16 protein-coding genes and 1 pseudogene are annotated in these 20,085 nt (G+C 71.2%); 8 read left to right on the top strand and 9 right to left on the bottom strand.

Annotated features, from left to right (window positions below):
- Positions 1–939, bottom strand: a 939-nt coding sequence (locus tag HLK59_RS37200; RefSeq protein ID WP_171146043.1) for a GlxA family transcriptional regulator, incomplete at its 3' end; no start/stop codon positions are given.
- 114 nt (positions 940–1,053) lie between these two features.
- On the opposite strand from HLK59_RS37200, the gene HLK59_RS37195 reads away from it, so the two are divergent.
- The 3 genes from HLK59_RS37195 (at position 1,054) to HLK59_RS37190 (ending at position 4,735) form a co-directional block, all read left to right on the top strand.
- Positions 1,054–1,923, top strand: coding sequence for a hypothetical protein (locus HLK59_RS37195; protein WP_171146042.1), 870 nt, complete (start codon positions 1,054–1,056; stop codon positions 1,921–1,923).
- Between the two features lie 209 nt (positions 1,924–2,132).
- The gene (locus HLK59_RS52130; protein WP_346779898.1) at positions 2,133–2,264 is read left to right on the top strand and encodes an LPFR motif small protein; all 132 of its coding nucleotides are present in this window, start codon (positions 2,133–2,135) and stop codon (positions 2,262–2,264) included.
- 80 nt (positions 2,265–2,344) lie between these two features.
- On the top strand, positions 2,345–4,735 hold the full coding sequence (locus HLK59_RS37190; protein WP_171146041.1) for a Tex family protein: 2,391 nt from the start codon (positions 2,345–2,347) through the stop codon (positions 4,733–4,735).
- A gap of 123 nt (positions 4,736–4,858) precedes the next feature.
- Here HLK59_RS37190 and HLK59_RS37185 read toward each other — a convergent pair whose 3' ends face one another.
- Complete coding sequence (locus tag HLK59_RS37185) at positions 4,859–6,499, bottom strand: ABC-F family ATP-binding cassette domain-containing protein (RefSeq protein WP_171146040.1); 1,641 nt, start codon at positions 6,497–6,499, stop codon at positions 4,859–4,861.
- A gap of 208 nt (positions 6,500–6,707) precedes the next feature.
- Between HLK59_RS37185 and HLK59_RS37180 the strand changes: the two genes are divergently transcribed.
- The gene (locus HLK59_RS37180; RefSeq protein WP_171146039.1) at positions 6,708–7,625 is read left to right on the top strand and encodes a peptidoglycan-binding protein; all 918 of its coding nucleotides are present in this window, start codon (positions 6,708–6,710) and stop codon (positions 7,623–7,625) included.
- A 31-nt stretch (positions 7,626–7,656) separates the two neighbouring features.
- Here HLK59_RS37180 and HLK59_RS37175 read toward each other — a convergent pair whose 3' ends face one another.
- Positions 7,657–8,679 (bottom strand): oxidoreductase, encoded by a 1,023-nt coding sequence (locus HLK59_RS37175; protein WP_171146038.1) that lies wholly within the window; start codon positions 8,677–8,679, stop codon positions 7,657–7,659.
- A 66-nt stretch (positions 8,680–8,745) separates the two neighbouring features.
- Here HLK59_RS37175 and HLK59_RS37170 point away from each other — a divergent pair, with 66 nt between their 5' ends.
- Positions 8,746–9,696 carry an FAD-dependent oxidoreductase gene (locus HLK59_RS37170; RefSeq protein ID WP_171146037.1) on the top strand — a complete coding sequence of 317 codons (951 nt, stop codon included), beginning with the start codon at positions 8,746–8,748 and terminating at the stop codon, positions 9,694–9,696.
- Between the two features lie 51 nt (positions 9,697–9,747).
- On the opposite strand, the gene HLK59_RS37165 is transcribed toward HLK59_RS37170, so the two are convergent.
- The 3 genes from HLK59_RS37165 to HLK59_RS37155 form a co-directional block, all read right to left on the bottom strand.
- Positions 9,748–11,451, bottom strand: coding sequence for a BCCT family transporter (locus HLK59_RS37165; RefSeq protein ID WP_171146036.1), 1,704 nt, complete (start codon positions 11,449–11,451; stop codon positions 9,748–9,750).
- 65 nt (positions 11,452–11,516) lie between these two features.
- Complete coding sequence (locus tag HLK59_RS37160) at positions 11,517–12,761, bottom strand: M14 family metallocarboxypeptidase (protein ID WP_171146035.1); 1,245 nt, start codon at positions 12,759–12,761, stop codon at positions 11,517–11,519.
- Positions 12,758–14,713 (bottom strand): Xaa-Pro dipeptidyl-peptidase, encoded by a 1,956-nt coding sequence (locus tag HLK59_RS37155; protein ID WP_171146034.1) that lies wholly within the window; start codon positions 14,711–14,713, stop codon positions 12,758–12,760. The genes HLK59_RS37160 and HLK59_RS37155 overlap by 4 nt, the downstream gene beginning before the upstream one ends.
- Before the next feature lie 203 nt (positions 14,714–14,916).
- Here HLK59_RS37155 and HLK59_RS37150 point away from each other — a divergent pair, with 203 nt between their 5' ends.
- On the top strand, positions 14,917–16,410 hold the full coding sequence (locus HLK59_RS37150) for a M1 family metallopeptidase (protein ID WP_171146033.1): 1,494 nt from the start codon (positions 14,917–14,919) through the stop codon (positions 16,408–16,410).
- Position 16,411: 1 nt separating this feature from the next.
- Here the strand turns inward: HLK59_RS37150 and HLK59_RS37145 are convergent, their stop codons facing one another.
- Both HLK59_RS37145 and HLK59_RS37140 read right to left on the bottom strand, forming a co-directional pair.
- On the bottom strand, positions 16,412–17,326 hold the full coding sequence (locus HLK59_RS37145; RefSeq protein ID WP_171146032.1) for a PfkB family carbohydrate kinase: 915 nt from the start codon (positions 17,324–17,326) through the stop codon (positions 16,412–16,414).
- A complete protein-coding gene (locus tag HLK59_RS37140; protein ID WP_171146031.1) occupies positions 17,323–17,811 on the bottom strand; it encodes a macro domain-containing protein in 489 nt (162 codons plus the stop codon). Before HLK59_RS37140 ends, HLK59_RS37145 begins: the two co-directional genes overlap by 4 nt.
- Before the next feature lie 94 nt (positions 17,812–17,905).
- On the opposite strand from HLK59_RS37140, the gene HLK59_RS37135 reads away from it, so the two are divergent.
- Positions 17,906–18,637, top strand: coding sequence for a MerR family transcriptional regulator (locus HLK59_RS37135; protein WP_171146030.1), 732 nt, complete (start codon positions 17,906–17,908; stop codon positions 18,635–18,637).
- Here HLK59_RS37135 and HLK59_RS37130 read toward each other — a convergent pair.
- Complete coding sequence (locus HLK59_RS37130; RefSeq protein WP_171146029.1) at positions 18,623–19,348, bottom strand: SDR family oxidoreductase; 726 nt, start codon at positions 19,346–19,348, stop codon at positions 18,623–18,625. The two genes, HLK59_RS37135 and HLK59_RS37130, sit on opposite strands and share 15 nt — an antisense overlap.
- A gap of 151 nt (positions 19,349–19,499) precedes the next feature.
- Here HLK59_RS37130 and HLK59_RS37125 point away from each other — a divergent pair.
- Positions 19,500–20,085 (top strand): annotated as a pseudogene (locus HLK59_RS37125) (ABC transporter permease); the annotation flags it as partial.

The following is a 20,085-nucleotide window of genomic DNA, read 5'->3' as shown; positions in this document are numbered from 1 at the left end:
GAAGCGGCGGCGGTACTCGGCCGGGGGTGTGCCCAGGGTTTTGACGAAGGCGCGGCGCATGGTCTCGGAGGTGCCGTAGCCGCTGGCGCGGGAGATCTCCTCGACGCCGTCGGCGGTGTCCTCCAGGAGGCGGCGGGCGTGTTCGAGGCGGACCCGGTCGACGTAGCGGCCGGGGGTCATGCCCGTCTCCGCCTGGAAGGCGCGGGCGAAGTGGCGGGGCGAGAGGCGGGCGCGGGCGGCGAGCGACTCGACGTTCAGGTCGCCGCCCGGATGCTCGGTGATCCACTGCTGGACCTCCCGAAGGGGTTCGCGTCGCGCGGTCTGCGCGGCCAGCTGGGCGCTGAACTGGGCCTGGTTGCCCGGTCTGCGCAGGAAGACCACGAGATGGCGGGCGACGGTGAGGGCGACATCCCGGTCCAGGTCCTCCTCGACCAGTGCGAGGGCGAGGTCGATTCCGGAGGTGACACCGGCGGAGGTGGCGACCGTGCCGTCCCGGATGTAGATCGGGGCGGGTTCGACGTCGATCGCCGGATGGTCGCGGGCGAGTGTGTCGCAGTACGCCCAGTGGGTCGTGACGCGACGGCCGTCGAGCAGGCCCGCCTCGGCGAGCAGAATCGCGCCGGTGCAGACGGAGACGAGGCGCGCGGCGCGCGGTCCGTACTCGCGCAGCCACTCGGTCAGCCGCGGATCGGGACGGCGGGTGCCCTGGCCGCCGGGGACCAGGAGGGTGTGCGGGGCGGACGCGTCCGTGAGAGCCAGATCCGGTACGAGGGTCAGGCCGCTGGAGGTACGCACGGCGGCGCCGTCCAGGGAGGCCGTACGGATGCGGTAGGTGCCCGGGGTGTGTGTCTCGGCCCCGGCGAACACCTCCAGGGGGCCGGTGACATCGAGGCTCTGCACGCCGTCGAAGAGGACGACGAGGACGGTTCGCTGCGTCATGCACTCGATTCTGGGCGGGTCTCAGGACGGCCGCAATGACGAGTACCCCACGTTTCCTGCCACGTCCTTCCCCGCCCTGGAGGGGCATACCAAGCGGTTGGTAACCTGCCAGGCATGACTACCGTCCCCATCGAGCCGCGAGCCGTCCGCCGCTGCGCGAATGTGCTCAACTCGCTGCACGCCACGTCCTACTTCGCGCCCGAGCTGGGCAAGGAACTGGCCGGGATCGGGATCACGCACCCCAGAGCCGCGAACTTCGCGGTGCGGGCCGCCGCCATGGGGCCGGTGGGCGCCGGGACGGTGACGGCGACGTTCTCCAACTACAAGCACGAGCTCGTGGCCCGGTTCGTCCCCGCCGTCTGGGCCACGGCCTCGCCGCAGGACGTCCTCGCGGCACGCGTGCGGGGCGTCGACGCGGCGCTGCGGCGGCTGCTCGGCGCGCAGACGCTGGCGTCACCGGAGATGGCGGAGGCCGCGGAGCTGGCGCTGCGCGCGAGCGAGGGCTGTGCGCGCGGTGCCCGCCCGCTGTACGCGGCGCACGCGGATCTGCCGGTGCCGGAGGAGCCGCACCTCGCGTACTTCCATGCCGCGACCCTGCTGCGCGAGCACCGGGGCGACGGCCATCTCGCCGCGCTGACGGCCGCGGAGCTGAACGGCCTGGAGGCCATGGTGGCCCACTCGGCGACCGGCAAGGGCATGAGCCCCAAGTGGGTGCTCGCCACGCGCGGCTGGAGCCAGGACGAATGGGACGCGGCGGTCGCACGGCTCCGGGACCGCGGTCTGCTGGACGAGGCCGGTGAGCTGACCGAGCGGGGCGCCGCACTGCGCGAGGAGATCGAGGAGGAGACGGACCGGCTGGACCGGGCGCCGTACGAACACCTCGGCGCGGTGGGCGTCGCACGGTTGACGGAACTCGGGACGGGGTTCGCGCGGGCCGCGCTGGCGGCGGGGGCGTATCCGCCGGATCTGATCGGGAAGGGCTGAGAACCGACCGGGCGGCTTGGCGGGGTGGAACGTCTGAGCACGGGCGCGTGCGGGGCGGGCCTGGGCGCCGGGCGGGTGTGCCAGGTGCGGCCCGGTGGTGGTCCCGGACGTCGGCGCGTGGCGGCGTGGTGAAAGCGGGTGCATGTCGGAGCGGTGGTGAGGTACCCGGAGTCTCCGGTCGTGTGGCCGGCTGATGTAAGGGGAAGTCAGTGTTCCGAGCCATCGCGGACGTGCTCCGGCAGGTCGGCGGCGCCATAGCCACCGTCGTGACGCTGCCCTTCCGGGCGCTGGCCCGGCTGTTCGGCGGCGCCTCGCGCCCCGCGTGCGGTCGCCGGGTCTGATGTCCGCGCCCTGATCCCCGACTGTCGGTGCCACCTGCCACAATTGCCGCGCAACCTCTGTGAGAAGGCGGTACGGCATCGTGACGACACGCGAGCCCATCGACATCGGATCCATCGAAGGAAGGATCGCCGAGGAGCTCGGCGTACGGGAGCGGCAGGTCAAGTCCGCCGTGGAACTGCTCGACGGCGGTTCGACGGTGCCCTTCATCGCCCGCTACCGCAAGGAAGCGACCGAGATGCTCGACGACGCGCAGCTGCGCACGATCGAGGAGCGGTTGCGTTATCTGCGGGAGCTGGAGGAGCGGCGGACGGCGATCCTGGAGTCGGTACGCGAGCAGGGCAAGCTCACCGAGGAGCTTCAGGCACAGATCCGGGGGGCCGAGACCAAGGCGCGCCTGGAGGACATCTACCTGCCGTACAAGCCGAAGCGCCGGACCAAGGCGCAGATCGCGCGGGAGGCGGGCCTTGAGCCGCTCGCCGAGGGGCTGCTCGGTGACCCGACCGTCGAACCGCTGGCCGCCGCCGCCGCGTTCGTCGACGCCGACAAGGGCGTCGCCGATCCGCAGGCCGCGCTCGACGGCGCCCGGGCCATCCTCACCGAGCGGTTCTCCGAGGACGCCGACCTGATCGGCGAGCTGCGCGAGCGCATGTGGGTGCGCGGGCGCCTCGCCGCCAAGGTGAAGGACGGCAAGGAGGAGGCGGGCGCCAAGTTCGCCGACTACTTCGACTTCGCGGAGCCCTTCAAGGCGCTGCCCTCGCACCGCGTCCTGGCGATGCTGCGCGGCGAGAAGGAAGACGTCCTCGACCTCGTCCTTGAGCCCGAAGAGGCCACCGAGGGCCCTTCGTCGTACGAGGGGATCGTCGCCCACAGGTTCCAGATCACGGACCGCGGGCGGCCCGGCGACAAGTGGCTCAAGGACACCGTGCGTTGGGCCTGGCGCACCCGCATCCTGGTGCACCTCGGCATCGACCTGCGGCTGCGGCTGCGCACCGCCGCCGAGGACGAGGCGGTGAACGTCTTCGCGGCCAACCTCCGCGACCTGCTACTCGCCGCCCCCGCGGGCACCCGCTCGACGCTGGGCCTGGACCCCGGGTTCCGTACGGGCGTGAAGGTCGCCGTCGTCGACGCCACCGGCAAGGTCGTCGCCACCGACGTCATCCACCCGCACGTCCCGGCCAACAGGTGGGACGAGGCGATCGCCAAGCTGGCCCGCCTCTCCAAGGAGCACGCGGTCGACCTGATCGCGATCGGCAACGGCACGGCGTCCCGCGAGACCGACAAGCTCGCCGGTGACCTCATCACCAAGCACCCCGAGTTGAAGCTCACCAAGGTGATGGTGTCCGAGGCGGGCGCGTCCGTGTACTCGGCGTCCGCCTTCGCCTCGCAGGAACTGCCGGACATGGACGTGTCACTGCGCGGCGCGGTGTCGATCGCCCGCCGTCTCCAGGACCCGCTGGCCGAGCTGGTGAAGATCGACCCGAAGTCCATCGGGGTCGGCCAGTACCAGCACGACCTGTCCGAGGTGAAGCTGTCGCGTTCGCTGGACGCGGTCGTGGAGGACTGTGTGAACGGCGTGGGAGTGGACGTCAACACGGCGTCGGCCCCGCTGCTCGCCCGGGTCTCCGGCATCACCTCGGGCCTCGCCGAGAACATCGTGGCGCACCGCGACGCCAACGGTCCCTTCACCTCGCGCACCGCGCTGAAGAAGGTGGCCCGCCTCGGCCCGAAGGCCTACGAGCAGTGCGCGGGGTTCCTGCGGATCCGCGGCGGTGACGACCCGCTGGACGCGTCCAGCGTGCACCCGGAGGCGTACCCGGTGGTCCGGCGCATGGTGAAGACGGCGGGCCAGGAGGTCGCGTCCCTGATCGGCAACACGGGTGTGCTGCGGTCGCTTCGGCCGCAGGAGTTCGTGGACGAGACCTTCGGTCTGCCGACCGTCACCGACATCCTCAAGGAGCTGGAGAAGCCCGGGCGTGACCCGCGGCCCGCCTTCAAGACGGCCACCTTCAAGGAGGGCGTCGAGAAGATCTCCGACCTGGAGTCCGGGATGGTCCTGGAGGGTGTCGTCACCAACGTGGCGGCCTTCGGGGCGTTCATCGACATCGGTGTCCACCAGGACGGCCTCGCGCATGTCTCGGCGCTGTCGAAGACGTTCGTGAAGGACCCGCGGGACGTGGTGAAGCCGGGTGACATCGTCAAGGTGAAGGTCCTCGACATCGACATCCCGCGCAAGCGGATCTCGCTGACGCTGCGGCTGGACGACGAGGCGCAGGCCTCCGGCGGTGAGCGCCGCCAGCAGCGCGGCGGGCGTCCGCCTCAGCAGCGGCAGCAGCAGGGCCAGCAGCGTCAGGGTGGTGGCCGTGGCGGGCAGGGTGGTGCGGCACGACAGGCGGCGCCGCCGGCGAACAGCGCGATGGCCGATGCCTTGCGCAAGGCGGGGCTGCTCGACCCCAAGAAGGGGAAGCGCTGAAAGGTTGAGGGCGGGTGCGGGTGCGTTGTGGCTGGTCGCGCGGTTCCCCGCGCCCCTGGGGGGAGCCGCTTCGCGACTCTCCCCCCAGGAGAACTTCGTGTGCGCGCTGCTGCGCCACCGGTCCTAGCGTTCGGTCACCTTGCCGTCCGCGACCTCCAGACGGCGGGTCACATGGACCGCGTCCAGCATTCGGCGGTCGTGGGTGACCAGGAGCAGCGTGCCCTCGTAGGCGTCGAGCGCCGACTCCAGCTGCTCGATGGCCGGGAGGTCGAGGTGGTTGGTCGGTTCGTCGAGGACCAGGAGGTTGACGCCCCGGCCCTGGAGGAGGGCCAGGGCGGACCTCGTGCGTTCGCCCGGGGAGAGCGTGGCCGCCGGGCGCAGCACGTGGTTCGCCTTGAGGCCGAACTTGGCCAGCAGGGTGCGGACCTCGGCCGGTTCGGTGTCGGGGACCGCGGCGCAGAAGGCGTCCAGCAGTGACTCGGGGCCGTGGAACAGCTTGCGGGCCTGGTCGACCTCGCCGACCAGGACGCCGGAGCCCAGCACGGCGGTGCCCGCGTCGACCGGGACGCGGCCCAGTAGGGCGCCGAGGAAGGTCGACTTGCCGGCGCCGTTCGCGCCGGTGACCGCCACCCGGTCCGCCCAGTCGATCTGGAGGGTCACCGGGCCGAGCACGAAGTCACCGCGGCGGACCTCGGCCTCCCGCAGGGTCGCCACCACCGAGCCCGAGCGCGGGGCCGAGGCGATCTCCATGCGGAGTTCCCACTCCTTGCGCGGCTCCTCGACGACCTCCAGGCGTTCGATCATGCGCTGGGTCTGCCGGGCCTTCGCGGCCTGCTTCTCGCTGGCCTCGCTGCGGAACTTGCGGCCGATCTTGTCGTTGTCGTTGCCCGCCTTGCGGCGCGCGTTCTTGACGCCCTTGTCCATCCAGGAGCGCTGGGTCTGCGCCCGGTCCTGGAGGGCCGCCTTCTTGTCGGCGTACTCCTCGAACTCGTCGCGGGCGTGCCGGCGGGACACGTCGCGCTCCTCCAGATAGGCCTCGTAGCCGCCGCCGTAGAGATTGATCTGCCCCTGCGCGAGGTCGAGTTCGAGGACCTTGGTGACCGTGCGGGTGAGGAACTCGCGGTCGTGGCTGACGACGACCGTGCCGGCGCGCAGACCGCTCACGAAGCGTTCGAGGCGCTCCAGGCCGTCCAGGTCGAGGTCGTTGGTGGGCTCGTCGAGCAGGAAGACGTCGTAGCGGGAGAGCAGGAGGGAGGCGAGGCCGGCCCGCGCCGCCTGACCGCCGGACAGGGACGTCATCGGCTGGTCCAGGTCCACCGCGAGGCCGAGGGAGTCGGCGACCTCCGCGGCGCGCTCGTCGAGGTCCGCGCCGCCGAGGTCGAGCCAGCGCTCCAGGCTCGTGGCGTAGGCGTCGTCCGCGCCGGGTGCCCCGTCGACCAGGGCCTGGGTCGCCTCGTCCATGACCCGCTGGGCCTCGGCGACACCGGTGCGGCGGGCCAGGAACTCCCTGACCGTCTCGCCGGGGCGGCGCTCCGGCTCCTGGGGGAGGTGGCCGACGGTCGCCGTCGGCGGGGAGAGCCGCAGCTCGCCCTCCTCCGGCGTGGTCAGCCCGGCGAGCAGCTTGAGCAGGGTGGACTTGCCCGCGCCGTTGGCTCCGACCAGCCCGATGACGTCACCGGGCGCGACGACGAGGTCGAGCCCGGCGAACAGGGAGCGGTCGCCGTGGCCGGCGGCGAGATTCTTGGCGACGAGGGTTGCAGTCATGAGGGGATCGATCCTAGCGAGGTGCCCGAGGGCGCTTCGCCCCGGATTTCGTGCCGGAGCCGCGCGCTCCGCAGGGCGGGACAACAAAGCGACAACGGCGAAGCAACGGCAACACGCACGGATCTCCCCCCGTTGGTCGTACTTTTACGGTCAACTTTCTTGTACCGCACGGCCATCCGACCGACGTCACCCTTTCAGGAGTTCTGCGATGAGTACGAAGACGGGTCCCCAGCGCTACCCGGGCGCGAGCCGGGCGAACTGGTACCAGGACGACTTCGGCGGCGACCCGATGGAAGTCAACGTCGTCGTGCTGCACACCACCGAGGGCCGGACCCTGCCCGGCTACGGGGGCGGTGGCTCCGCTCCGAACCTGACGGCGGTGCCGGACTTCGACGCCAAGAAGCTGAAGTGGTTCCAGCACTTCGACATCGAGACCTCCTCCAGGGCCCTGGTCAATCTGCGGGGCGGCGCGGAGACCAACACCGCGAACGTGTGCCAGGTCGAGCTGGTCGGCACCTGTGACCCCAAGACGCACAAGAAGTGGGCGGCCGCGGGCCAGGAGCACATCTACTGGCCGGAGGCCCCGGACTGGGCCCTCCAGGAGGTCGCCGGCTTCCTGGCCTGGATGCACGAGCAGCACGGCGTGCCGCTGTCGGGGCCGAAGGAGTGGCCCGCCTATCCGAGCTCGTACGGCAAGGGCAGCGGGGCCCGGATGACGGCCGCGCAGTGGAACGCGTTCAAGGGGATCTGCGGGCACCTCCACGTCGTCGAGAACGACCACGGCGACCCGGGGGCGATCGACTTCGCCGCACTCCTCAAGTACGCCAAGGCCGAACTGGACGTGGACGACGACACCCCCGCGACCAGCACGCCCGCCAAGCCCAAGGTCCCCGCGTTCCCGGGACGCAAGTACTTCGTGGCCGGCGCCTCCAACAAGTACGTCCTCCAGCTCGGCAAGCAGCTGGTGAAGCGCGGTTTCGGCGACCACTACAAGGTCGGCCCCAGCAAGACGTGGGGCGAGGCGGACCAGCTCAACGTGCGGGCCTTCCAGAAGTCGCGCAAGGAACTGCGCGGCGACGCCGACGGCAACCCCGGTCCGCTGACCTGGCGCCTGCTGTTCTCCTGAGCACCCGGGGCCCCCGCCGAGGCGGGGGCCCTCAGTGCGCCATCGCCTCGACCAGCACGCTCCCCGAGGTCCGCGCCACCACGAACGACTCCCCCTTCACCGCCCTCGCGTCCAGCGCGATGCGATGCCGGCCCGCCTCCAGGACCCCGTCGAAGACCTCCTGGGCGTGGGTGCGCAGAAGCCGGTCGAGGCGGTACGCGGTGAGGCGCACCCGGCAGGGCGAGGTGACCTCGACGCCCGCCTCGCCGTCGGCGGCGACCAGCCGGGTCAGACGGCGCTGTTCCTGCGGGCTGCGGTCGAGGGCGTGCTCGATCTGGGCGACGAGGAGGGGGACGATCGGGGCGAGGCCGTCGACGTAGGCCACCTCGACGCCGGCGCGCTCGAAGGAACGGCGTACGGCGGCACGTTCCTGCTGACCGACCGCACGGCCGAAGGCGACGGCACCGTAGGCGCGCAGTTCGTCGGCGGGCACACCGTCGGCGTCCTGGGTGATGTCGGCGCCGATACCGATGGTGCGCAGGGCGGCGGCGAGCTTGGCGAGGAGGGCGACGCGGGCGCCGATGAGCAGCACACGGCGGCGCGGGCTCGCGGAGTCGGGGCCGAGCAGGGAGTCCAGGGACTGTCGGTACTCGGGGCCCCGGAAGCGGAAGGGGCCGATCCCGTGGTAGCCGTTGCGCTCCAGGTCGGCGTGCTCGTCGGTCTGCCAGGCGAAGTCCCGCCAGATGAAATCGCCGTGCTCCTTCTCGATGACGGCGGTGACGGCACCGCATCCGAGGTCCTCGCACTCGGGACAGCCGTATATGACGTAGCGCCCGCCCGGAAGCGGGGCGTCCGTCTCCAGCAGGAGGCTGCGGACCTGCGCGGTGAAGATCGAGGGTGGTACGTCGGAGGCCAGTGGGGAGACGGCGTCGAGGTCGGAGAGTTGGAAGAGCAGCGGTCGTCCGTCGACGATGAAGTCCACGAAGTCCCGGTGGACTTGGTAGTCACCGTTGACGAGGACTCCACCGGCACGCATCGCCGGTGCCAGGCCGAAGGTCGCGTACTCGGCAGACATGCTGCGAGTATTCCCGCAGCAAGCGCGCTCTGCGCACGGCATGCGACATTCCGCTAACGTCCCGGCGTGGACAGTGAGCTGAGCGGCGATGTCGTGGTGGTCGGCGGCGGGGTGATCGGGCTGACGACGGCCGTGGTCCTGGCCGAGCGCGGCAGTCGGGTGCGGGTGTGGACGCGGGATCCCGTCGAGCGCACCACCTCGTCGGTTGCGGGGGCGCTGTGGTGGCCGTACCGGATCGAGCCGGTCGCGTCGGCCCGCGCGTGGGCGCTGCGCTCGCTGGAGGTGTACGAGGCGCTCGCGGCGGACCCGGACCGTACTGGCGTACGCATGGTCGAAGGAGTACTGGGCGAGGCGGACCTGGACAAGGCGAGGGCCTGGGCGGGCGAGCGGCTGCCGGGTCTGCGTGCGGCCACGGCCGAGGAGTACACCGGGGCGGGGCTGTGGGCACGGCTGCCGCTCGTGGACATGCCGGTCCATCTGCCCTGGCTGCGGCAGCGGTTGCTCGACGCGGGCGGCACGATCGAGACGCGTACGGTGTCCGGCCTCGGGGCCGTGGGGGCGCCGGTGGTGATCAACTGCACGGGCCTGGGCGCGCGGGAGCTGGTGCCGGACGCCTCCGTGAAGCCGGTGCGAGGGCAGTTGGTCGTCGTGGCGAACCCCGGCATCCGGACGTGGGTGGTGTCGACCGGTGGCGACGGGGAGATGGCGTACTTCTTCCCGCATGCGGACCGGCTCGTGCTGGGCGGGACGGCGGAGGACGGTGTCTGGTCGACGGAGCCGGATCCGGCGGTGGCCGAGGCGATCGTCGGGCGCTGTGCGGCGCTGCGGCCGGAGATCGCGGGGGCGCGGGTGCTGGGGCACCGGGTGGGGCTGCGGCCTGCGCGGGACGCGGTGCGCCTCGAGCGGGAACCGCAGCCGGACGGACGGGTGTTGGTGCACAACTACGGTCACGGCGGGGCCGGGGTGACGGTGGCGTGGGGGTGTGCAGAGGAGGCGGCGGGGCTAGCCGCCTCCTGAACGCCCTCTGCTGAACGCCCTCTCCTGAACCCTCCTCCTGAACTGCCGTGCTCAGCCGTGGTCGTGGCCCAGCGGGTCGCCCTCCGTCTCCGTGCCGGCGCCCGGGCCGACCCTGATCTCGAAGTCGCCGTCGTACCTCTTGTGGCCCTCGATCACGGCGAGTTCCACGGCCTCGGAGCCCATCTCGCCGCGCACGATGACCGGGTCGCGGCGCAGGTCGCGCATGAGGGCGACGCACATGCCGATCATCACGAGGACGAACGGCGCGGCGGCCAGGATCGTGAGGTTCTGGAGGCCGGTGAGCGCGTCGCCCTGGCCGCTGCCGACGAGCAGCATGATGGCGGCGACGGCTCCGGTGACGATGCCCCAGAACACGACGACGGAGCGGCCCGGTTCGAGCGCGCCCCGCTGGGAGAGCGTGCCCATCACGATGGAGGCGGCGTCGGCGCCGGAGACGAAGAAGATGCCGACCAGGATCATCACGAGCAGGCTGGTGGCGGTCGCCACGGGGAACTCCTGGAGGACTCCGAAGAGTTGGCTCTCGGGGGTGTCGGCACCGCGCAGCGCGCCGCCCTCCTTCAGCTTCATCGCGGTGCCGCCGAAGACCGCGAACCAGACCAGGCTGACGGTGCTGGGCACGAGGATGACGCCGCCGACGAACTGCCGGATGGTGCGGCCGCGGCTGATGCGGGCGATGAACATGCCGACGAACGGCGTCCAGGAGATCCACCAGGCCCAGTAGAAGACGGTCCAGCTGCCGAGCCAGTCCGCGACGCCCTCGCCGCCGCTGGCCTCGGTACGGCCGGCGAGCTGGGGCAGGTCTCCGAGGTAGGCGAAGATCGAGGTGGGCAGCAGATCGAGGACGATGATCGTGGGGCCCGCGATGAACACGAACACGGCGAGGATCAGGGCGAGCACCATGTTGGTGTTGGACAGCCACTGGATGCCCTTCTCCACGCCGGAGACCGCCGAGGCCACGAAGGCCAGGGTCAGCACGGCGATGATGGCGACGAGCAGTCCCTCGCTCACGTCGTCCATCCAGTCCAGCTCCTGGAATCCGGAGCCGATCTGGAGCGCGCCCAGGCCCAGCGAGGCGGCCGAGCCGAAGATGGTGGCGATGATCGCGAGGATGTCGATCACCCGGCCCGCGGTGCCGTTCGCGTGCTTCTCGCCGATGAGCGGGGTGAAGACCGCGCTGATGGTCTGGCGGCGGCGTTTGCGGTAGGTGCTGTAGGCGATGGCGAGACCGACCACCGCGTAGATCGCCCAGGGGTGCAGTGTCCAGTGGAAGAGGGTGGTGGCCATCGCCGTCTCCATGCGGTCGCCGGAGGTGGCGGGGTCGGTGCCCGGTGGCGGGTCCGTGTAGTGCGCGAGCGGTTCGCTCACGCCGTAGAACATCAGACCGATGCCCATGCCGGCGCTGAACATCATCGCGACCCAGGACACCGTCCTGAACTCGGGTTCCTCGCCCTCGGCGCCGAGGTGGATGCGGCTGTAGCGGCTGATCGCGAGCCACAGGGCGAAGACCACGAAGCAGGAGGCCGCCAGCATGAAGGCCCAACCGCCGTTGTGGATCAGGCCGTTGAGCATCCTCGTGGAGACGCTCTCCAGCGAGTCCGTCGCCGTCGAGCCCCAGATCACGAAGGCCACGGTGATGACGGCGGTGACGCCGAACACCACGCGGTCGGTGGTGTGCGGGCCGGGAATGTCCGAGGGACCCTCCCGGCCGTCCCTTTCCTTCGAGTTTTCCGTCATTTGCGGCACCTTCTCCCGAAAACCATGGGTACGGAGTACCACAGGTGCCGCTGTTCGTTGCCGCTTCAGCAGTCGGTGTCGGGCTCCCCCGCCGTCAGGTGGTACGGGGCGCGTGCGTCGAGGAGCAGCGGGACGAGGGCGCGCAGGGGCTGGCGGAGGGGGACGTAGGTGCCCTCGGTCCGCACTCCGTGCAGGGCGAGTTCGTCCTTGACCTCCGTGTACTGGGCGTCGGTGAGCCGGTAGCCGCAGGGCGGGTCCTGGATCACCTCGGCGGGTTCGGGCGGGTCGTTGTCGGCGCCGCCGAGGTAGACGGGTCCGGTGTCGGCCCAGCCCTCGTGGCGGGCCGTGCCGGTGGCCGCCTCGATCCGTCCGCGCCGTTCGTCGGTGAAGCCGAACAGGCCTTTCAGCGCGGCCAGTTGGGAGCTGACCCGGCGCCGGTTGTTCGTCGCCTCCTCGACGTCCGCAGCTGCGTCGACGCGGCTCTCGATGAGCAGGCCGACCGCGTGCTTGATGCCGGACATGTTCCGCAGGATGCGTTCCTGGCCGTCACCGGCGGTCTGTCTGATCGGGTCGCCCGTGACCGGGTCGGTCCAGATGCCGTACGTACCGGTCGTGTACCCGGCGCGCTGTGCGGCGGGGCGGACGTACGCCCGGGACAGGGTCTCGGCCTCGTCGTGGACCGCCTCGTCCGTGTTGAGGTTGCGGGGCCAGAGGTCGAAGAGGTCCTTGTCGTAGTAGGGGGGCGTGGCGCCGTACTCGTGCAGGTCGTAGATGACATCGGGCTGCCGGTCGCGGATCACGGCGGCCAGGGCCCGTCCCTCGGCCGTCCCGAGGGCGAGGTGATCCCGGTTGATGTCGACGCCGTCGCTGTTGCCGCGGGTGTCGGCGGCCCGGCCGTCGGGGTTGGCGGTGGGCACGACGAGCAGGGTGGTGCGGTCCAGGAAGCGCCGGGTGCCGGCGTCCTTCGCGTACGCCAGGTCGCGGACCTCGGAGAGGCAGGCCTCGCGGCCGGACGGCTCGTCGCCGTGCTGGCTGCACACGAGGAGCACCTTGTTCGGGGCGCCCGGCCTGCCCAGCCGGACCAGTTGGAGGGGTCGGCCCTGCTTCGTCGTACCGATGCGGGCGAGCGAGACCCGGTCGCTCGCCGCGTCGACGGCCCTCAGGAAGTCCTGTTCCTCCGTCTCGCCGGTCCAGCGGGCGCCGTCGGACTGCTCGAAGCCGGTGCGCGGCGGGGCCCCGGTCGCGTGGGCCGGCACGGCGACCAGGGACGCGGCCAGGGCCGCCGTGCTCAGCGTGAGGGCTCGGATCAACGGACTCCTCCGGGAACTCGCCGGTCGGCGCGCGGGGCCTGGAGGCCGTCGAGGGCCGTGGCCCGCGGTACGGCGATCGTGGCGCCCGCGGTGGCGCGCGCGAACGCCGACGCGCCGCCCACGAACGGGACGGCTGCCTTCGTGCGGGACAGGTCGATCGTGAGCGTCGGGGTGGTCGACGGCGGGTCGATCAGGTCCTTGTCCGTGCCCGCGACGATGAGGGCGAGGCGGTGACCGGCGGGGACGACATGGTCGGTGGCCGCCAGGTCGACGGTGACGGTGTACGCCCTGCCCGGGGTGAGCGGGACGCCCTTGCCGGGGTTCGCGTAGGTGCCGAGGTCGGCCCAGCCGCGGCTGACGACCGTGAAGTCGACGTCGGCGGTCTTCGCCTTGGTCTCCTTGAAGCAGGCGCTGTCACCGGCGGTGCTCGCGCCCCAGCAGGTGCGGTCGGTGAGCGTGGTGATGCCCTCGCCGGCACTGGCGTAGTCGCGGACGGTGGCGGGGCCGAGGTCCACGAGGACGGCGGAGAGGTGGGCCGTCGAGGTGGTCGGGGTGGCGGTGACGGTGACCTTCGAGGAGCCGGCCAGCCGCAGGTCCTCGGTGAGAACGCCGGTGGTGAAGCCCGCCTTCTCGGGGGTGGACGTGTCGATCCGCGCGGACCAGTCGGTCTCGCTCAGCGCCGGGTCGTCGGTGAAGGTCTCGGTACCGCGGTCGCGGGTCAGGCCGAGGGTGCCGACGCCGGGCCGGGTTCCCTCGGCGGGGCGCAGGGTCGCGGTGCTCGTGCCGCGCGGGGGCCAGACCTTGGAGGTGACCCACTGGTCGGGGTGGCGTTCGATGTCGGCCATCGGCTCGCGGTCGATGCCGTTGTCGTAGCCGAGGAGTTCGTGGTCGAACCAGCGGTGCAGGGTGTCGACCCACTCGGCGCGCCGGAAGTCGAAGGGGTCGACGTGGCCGGTCTGGGAGAGCCAGAGCTTGCGCTCGACGCCGTTCCTGCCGAGGGCGTCCCACCACTGGCCGAGGTGGCGCATACGGACGTTGAGGTCCTGCAGGCCGTGGACGGCGAAGACGCTGGCCTTCACCTTGGAGGCGTCCTTGAGGTAGTCCCGCTCGGTCCACAGGTCGGTCCAGTCGCCGGTGCGCGGGGCGCCGTCGACGAGCTTCTGCTGGACGGCCGCGCACTTGGCCTCGGCCTCGGGGCTGTTGACGTAGGTGGCCAGCCAGTCGGGTCCTGAGTCGTAGAGCGGGGCGCCCTGCTGGAAGTAGTAGTCGTACCAGGAGGAGATGGCACTGATCGGGACGATCGTCCTGAGGCCCTTGACGCCGGTGGCGGCGACGCCGTTGGCGACGGTGCCGTCCCAGCTCTTGCCGATCATGCCGGTCTTTCCGTTGGTCCAGCCGGCCTTGGTCCTGGTGGTCCCGGTGCGGCTCGTGTAGGCGGTGGCCCGGCCGTTCAGCCAGTCGATGACCGCCTTGGCCGACTGGACCTCGTCGCGGCCGCCGACGTCCTCGCAGCCGTCGGAGCGGCTGGTGCCGGCGAGGTCGACGCCGACGAAGGCGTAGCCGCGCGGCACGAAGTAGTTGTCGTAGAAGAGCGGCATCTGGACGATGTCGCCGTTCGCGTCGTACGTCTTCTTCTGGCCCTCGTTGCCGCGTCCGCAGCAGGAGTAGTACGGGCTGGCGACCATGACGACCGGGACCTTGCGGCCCTGTTGGGCGAGTTCGCGGGGGCGGACGATGTCGACGGCCACGCGGTCGCTCTTCCCGTCGCCGTCCCCGTCGAGTCCGGTGTCCACCCAGACGGCCTCACGGACGGCGTTCTCGTACGAGTAGACGGGTCGGCTCTCACGCGGGGTCGCCTGTGCGACGACGGGCGTGAGGAACGTGGTGAACAGGGCGGCGGTGGCCGCCGTCGCGAGCAGTCTCCAGATCGTGAAGCGCGTGCTTATCGGCATGCGCGGACGGTACTGCGGTCGACTCCTGTGCAAAAGAGTGCCGATCGGGGCAGGCGGGATGTGGCTGGAAAGGTGCGTGGGAGGTGTTCGCTCATGACGGCCGAATGGCGATCGTGTGACAGGGGCGGCTGTGGACACGTCTGCGTCCACAGGTGATGAATAGGCTCCGAACAGACTTCGTGCCCCTACGACTTGGAGCTTTCGTGCACCGCAGACTCATCGCGCCCGGCGCACTGGCCGCCGCGTCCGTCCTGCTGGCGATCCCGGCGTCGGCCGCGAGCCTCTCCCCCGGCGCCCCGGGTATCGGCGACCCCTACTACCCGGCCTACGGCAACGGCGGATACGACGTCTCCCACTACGACCTGCGACTGAAGTACCAGCCGGCGTCGGACGAACTGGAGGGCACGGCGACCCTCCTGGCCCGCACCACCCAGGATCTGTCGCGCTTCGACCTGGACTTCCTGCTGGATGTCAGCGAGGTGCGGGTCAACGGCGTGAAGGCATCGTTCACCACATCGGGTGAGCACGAGCTGGAGATCACGCCGAAGGCACCGCTGGCGAAGGGGACGGCCCTCACCGTGGTCGTGCGCTACAGCGGGGTGCCGTCGTCTAAGCAGGCGTACGGCTTCACCAGCTGGCACCGCACCCCGGACGGCGGGGTCGGCGCGAACGAGCCCGAGGCCGCCTGGTGGTGGTTCCCCAGTAACGACCACCCGCTCGACAAGGCCACCTACGACGTGTCCGTGCTGGTACCGGACGGCACCCAGGCCATCTCCAACGGCACGCTCCAGTCGACGAGTTCACGCGTCGGCTGGACCCGCTTCAACTGGCGGTCCGACAAACCGCAGGCCACCTATCTGGCGACGCTGGCCGTGGGGAAGTTCGACATCACGACGGGCCGGACCGAGAGCGGGATCCCGGTCGTCAACGCCTACAGCAAGGACCTCGGCGCCAACGACGGTGCGGCGCGGGCGAGCATCGAGCGGACCGGGGAGGTCGCCGACTGGCTGAGCGGGTACTTCGGGCCGTACCCCTTCAACGCCCTCGGCGGGTATGTGCCGAACACCACCACCGGGTACGCGCTGGAGACGCAGACCCGGCCCTTCTACAGCCCGCGCCAGTTCGCGAACGGTTCGAACACCTCCGTGGTCGTGCACGAGCTGGCCCACCAGTGGTACGGCGACCTCGTCTCCGTCGCCGGGTGGAAGGACATCTGGATCAACGAGGGCTTCGCGCGGTACGCGCAGTGGCTGTGGTCCGAGCACGAGGACGAGGGCACGGCACAGGAGATCGCGGACTACGTGTACGCCTCGCACCCGGCCGACGACCCGTTCTGGACGGTGAAGCCCGGTGACCCCGGGCCGGAGAACCAGTTCGACATCGCCGTCTACGACCGGGGTGCGCTGGCACTTCAGGCGCTGCGCAACGAGATCGGGGACGACGCGTTCTTCGCGGTCCTGAAGGGCTGGCCGCAGAAGTACGCGTACGGCAACGCGACGGTCGCCGACTTCCGGACGTACGCCGAGGAGGTGTCGGGGCGGTCGCTTTCGGCGCTCTTCGACACGTGGCTGTTCCAGCCGTCGAAGCCGGCCGTTCCCGCGGCCGCTCCCGCGGCGGTGCGCAGCACGTCGGTCGCGCCCGTGCAGCCGAAGTCGTGGAAGAAGATCGCGGCGACGAACGACGTGCACGAGCACTGAGCTACCGAGCGCGCGTGATGGTGCCTGCCCTGGTGAGAAGCTCGTCCCGACCTATGGCGACCGTCTCCGTCGAGGGCACCGTGCACGCGTGCGCTCCCGCCACCGCTCCGTACCGCGCGCAGCGGTGCGGTGGTTCCCGGTTGAGCCAGCCGTAGAGGAACGCGGCGGCGAAGGCGTCGCCGGCACCGTTGGAGTCGACCACCGGTGCCGGCGGCGGCACGGCGGGGACGCGGGTCAGTTCGTCGTCGGCCAGCAGGTACGCGCCCTCGGCTCCGGCCGTGGCGACGACCACCTCGGCCCGTCCTCGGTCGGCGATGCGGCGCATCGTCCTCTCGGGGTGGGACAGGGCCGCCGCCGACAGGAAGACGACGTCCGCGGCCAGGGCGAACGGCTCGTGGTACGCGTTCTTCCCGTCCCAGTCGTGCAGGTCGGTCGAGAGGGTCACACCGGAGTCGAGCAGTGCGGGCAGGGCGTGGGCGCAGGGCTGGGTGATCGACACGTGGGCGTGCCGGCTGGCCGCGGCGAGTTCCCGGACGGTCGCCTCCGGCAGTCGGTCGTCGGGGTGGCCGCGGCTGGTGTCGTACAGGGACAGCCGGCGGCCGTCGGGGCCGACGAGGTTGACCGCGCGCTTGGTGCCGGCCGGCTGCGGGACCGCGGTGAGGGCGATGCCCTTGTCCCGGTGCAGGGCGCGCACGAGGTCGCCCTCGGGGTCGTCGCCGAGCATGTCGAGGTGATGGGTGCGCAGGCCGAGCGAGCTGAGCGCGACGGCGACGAAGTCCCCGGTCTGGCCCGCGCGGGTGCGGATCCCGGAGTCGATCATGTAGCTGTCGGCGTACGGCAACGGCAGCTCCGGCACGTACACGATGGTGTCGACGCCCGCGCCGCCCAGTACCAGAACGTCGGTGTCCCTGCTCAACTCCGGTCCTCCCCATGGTCGTAGACCGTGACCGCGATCCCCTTCCCGACCAGCCGCTCGCTGATGAGCGGCTCGACGCGGGACCACTTGCCGCCGGCCAGTCCGCACCCTATCCGTGGCATGTGCACCGAGGCGCCGAGTTCAGCGGCCCGGCCGGCCAGCCGCTCCAGTGCCGTGTCGATCGCCTCGTAGCGCACCGGCACGCCCTTGCTGCCGGTGCGTGTCCCCCGCTGCCCGACCATGTTGGCCACCCAGATGTACGGTGCCACCCGCACGAACTGGACGGCGCCCAGACCGAAGTCGTTCGACGCGCGCTCGCGGTGCCATGCGCGGTACTCCTTCTCCGGCTCCGGCCAGCGCCGCGACAGCGCGAGCACGAAGCCCCTTCCCCATCCCCCGATGTCGTTGCAGACATGGGCGATCACCTTGACGCCCTTCACCGACGGCGCGGTGGCGTCACCCCGGACATAAGTGATCTCCGACATGACCCCACCGTAGGCGCCGCCACTGACAGTGGCCATGATCGGCCGGGGGCCCGTGAGGTTTCACAGCACTGGTGAGACAGCGATACTGCTGCACATGACGACCGAACCCACCGGGACCGACGCGACCGACCTCACGCTCACGATCGACGAGCTGGCCGCGCGGGCGGGCGTCACGGTCCGCACCGTCCGCTTCTACGGCACGAAGGGGCTGCTGCCGCCGCCGGTGATCGGTCCGCGGCGGGTGGGGCACTACGGGCAGGAGCATCTCTCGCGGCTCGCGCTGATCGAGGAGCTCCAGCACCAGGGGATGACGCTGGCGGCGATCGAGCGGTATCTGCGTCAGCTGCCGCCGGACCTGAGCGCGCACGACCTCGCGATCCACCGCGCGGTCGTGGCCTCCTGGGCGCCGGACACCGCGGAGACGGTCAGCCGCGGGGAGCTGGAGCAGCGGGCGGGGCGGGCGCTCGGCGACGCGGACGTGGAGCGGCTGGCCGCGATGAACGTCGTACGGCCGGACGGCGACGGTTACCGCTTCGACTCGGGGCTGCTGCGGCTCGGAGTGCAACTGCTCGACGTACCGCTGTCGTTGGAGTCGATCCTCGCGGCGCGCGGTGTGCTCGTCGAGCATGCGCGGGCCGCGGCGCACGAGTTGGCGGAGCTGTTCCGGGGGGAGGTGTCGCAGCGGGACACGCGGGACGTGAAGTCGCTGTCCGCCCATATGCATCCGATCGTGGTGCAGGCGCTGCTGACCACCTTCCAGCGGTCGCTGAAGGAGGAGCTCAGCGAATGGGTCCCGGCCTCGTCCGGTCCTTCACAAGTAGGCTGATCCTCCTGACACGTTGAGGGTCTGCCCGGTCAGGAAGCCACTGCCCTCGTCGACCACATATAGCAGGGTCGAGACCAGGTCGGCCGGCTCCTGGGTGCGGGCGACGGCCTGGCGGCCGCGGACGAACGCGAAGCCGCCGTCCGCGCCGACGGTCCGTTCGGCGGTGGCGGTGCGGACCATGGTGGGCGCGATGGCGTTGACGGTGATGTCGTACGGGGCGAGCGCGGCGGCCAGTGCGCGGGTGAAGCCGATCAGGCCCATCTTGGACGCGACGTAGGGGACCATCGTGGGCGGTGCGGTGAACACGGCCGCGGAGGCGATGTTGACGACACGGCCCCATCCGGCCGCCTTCAGATAGGGCAGCGCGGCCTGCGTCACCAGAAACGGTGCCTCCAGGTTGACGCGCAGGACGCGCCGCCACTCCTCGGCGGTCGTCTCCTCGAAGGGCTTCGACGGGTAGACGCCTGCGTTGTTGACGACGACGTGCAGGGTGCCGAACTGGTCGATGACACGCTCCAGTTCGGCCCCGACGACCTCCTCGTCGGTGACGTCCCCGACGAGTTCCACGTAGTCGAGGATCCTCGCCGCGGTCTGCGGCTGCGGGACGAGGTCGAAGCCGGCGACCCGGTAGCCGCGCCCGGCCAGCGCGACGGCGAACTCCTGCCCGAGGCCCTGTGCCGCTCCGGTCACCAGGGCGGTACGCGTCTCCATGGGGCGAGTGTGATGACCCGTCAGGCGCCCGGCAAGAGCGCATTCCACTCGCTGGAACGCCCGTGTTGCCGCCCGCGCCCGTGGGGCCGACGCTGCGGCCAGTCGCCCGTGGGGGCGGCCTTCAGCTGCCGCCGTACGGGAGCCGTGCCCGATGACCGAGACCGAGCGTGCCGTGGACGACGCCGAGCGCGCCCGCGATCAGGAACCCGCACCCCGACGGCGGTGGCCGCTGCCGCGCCGGCTCCTTCGGGACGAACTGGGCGTCCTGCTCGTGCTGGGGCTGCTGGTCCTGGCGATCGGCATCCCCTACCCGGACTTCTTCGGCACGGACAACCTGCTGTCCACCGCCCACAACTCGGTCTACATCTCGCTGATGGCGTGCGGCATGGTCTTCGCGCTCGCCATGCGCGAGGTCGACCTGTCGGTGGGCGGCACCTACGCGATGGTGCTGGTCGTCGGGGCGCTGTTGGTGCGGGACGGGTGGGCGCCCTGGCTGGCGGTGCCGGTGATGCTGCTCACCGGGATCGTGCTCGGGATGTTCAACGCGCTGGTGACGACCCTGCTCGCACTGCCGTCGTTCATCGTGACGCTGGGCACGCTGATGCTCTTCCGGGGGGTCGGGCTCGCCCTGGCCGACGGCAAGCAGATCACCGATCTGCCGCTGGACGACTCGTTCTTCACCTTCGCGGGCGGGGATCCGGGCGGGGTGCCGTTCGCCCTGTGGGTGCTGCTCACGG

It is taken from the genome of Streptomyces sp. S3(2020) (assembly GCF_013044505.1).
GTDB lineage: Bacteria > Actinomycetota > Actinomycetes > Streptomycetales > Streptomycetaceae > Streptomyces.
The sequence above is the reverse complement of the archived record's forward strand: the minus strand, read 5'-3'. Positions and strand labels throughout refer to the sequence as shown.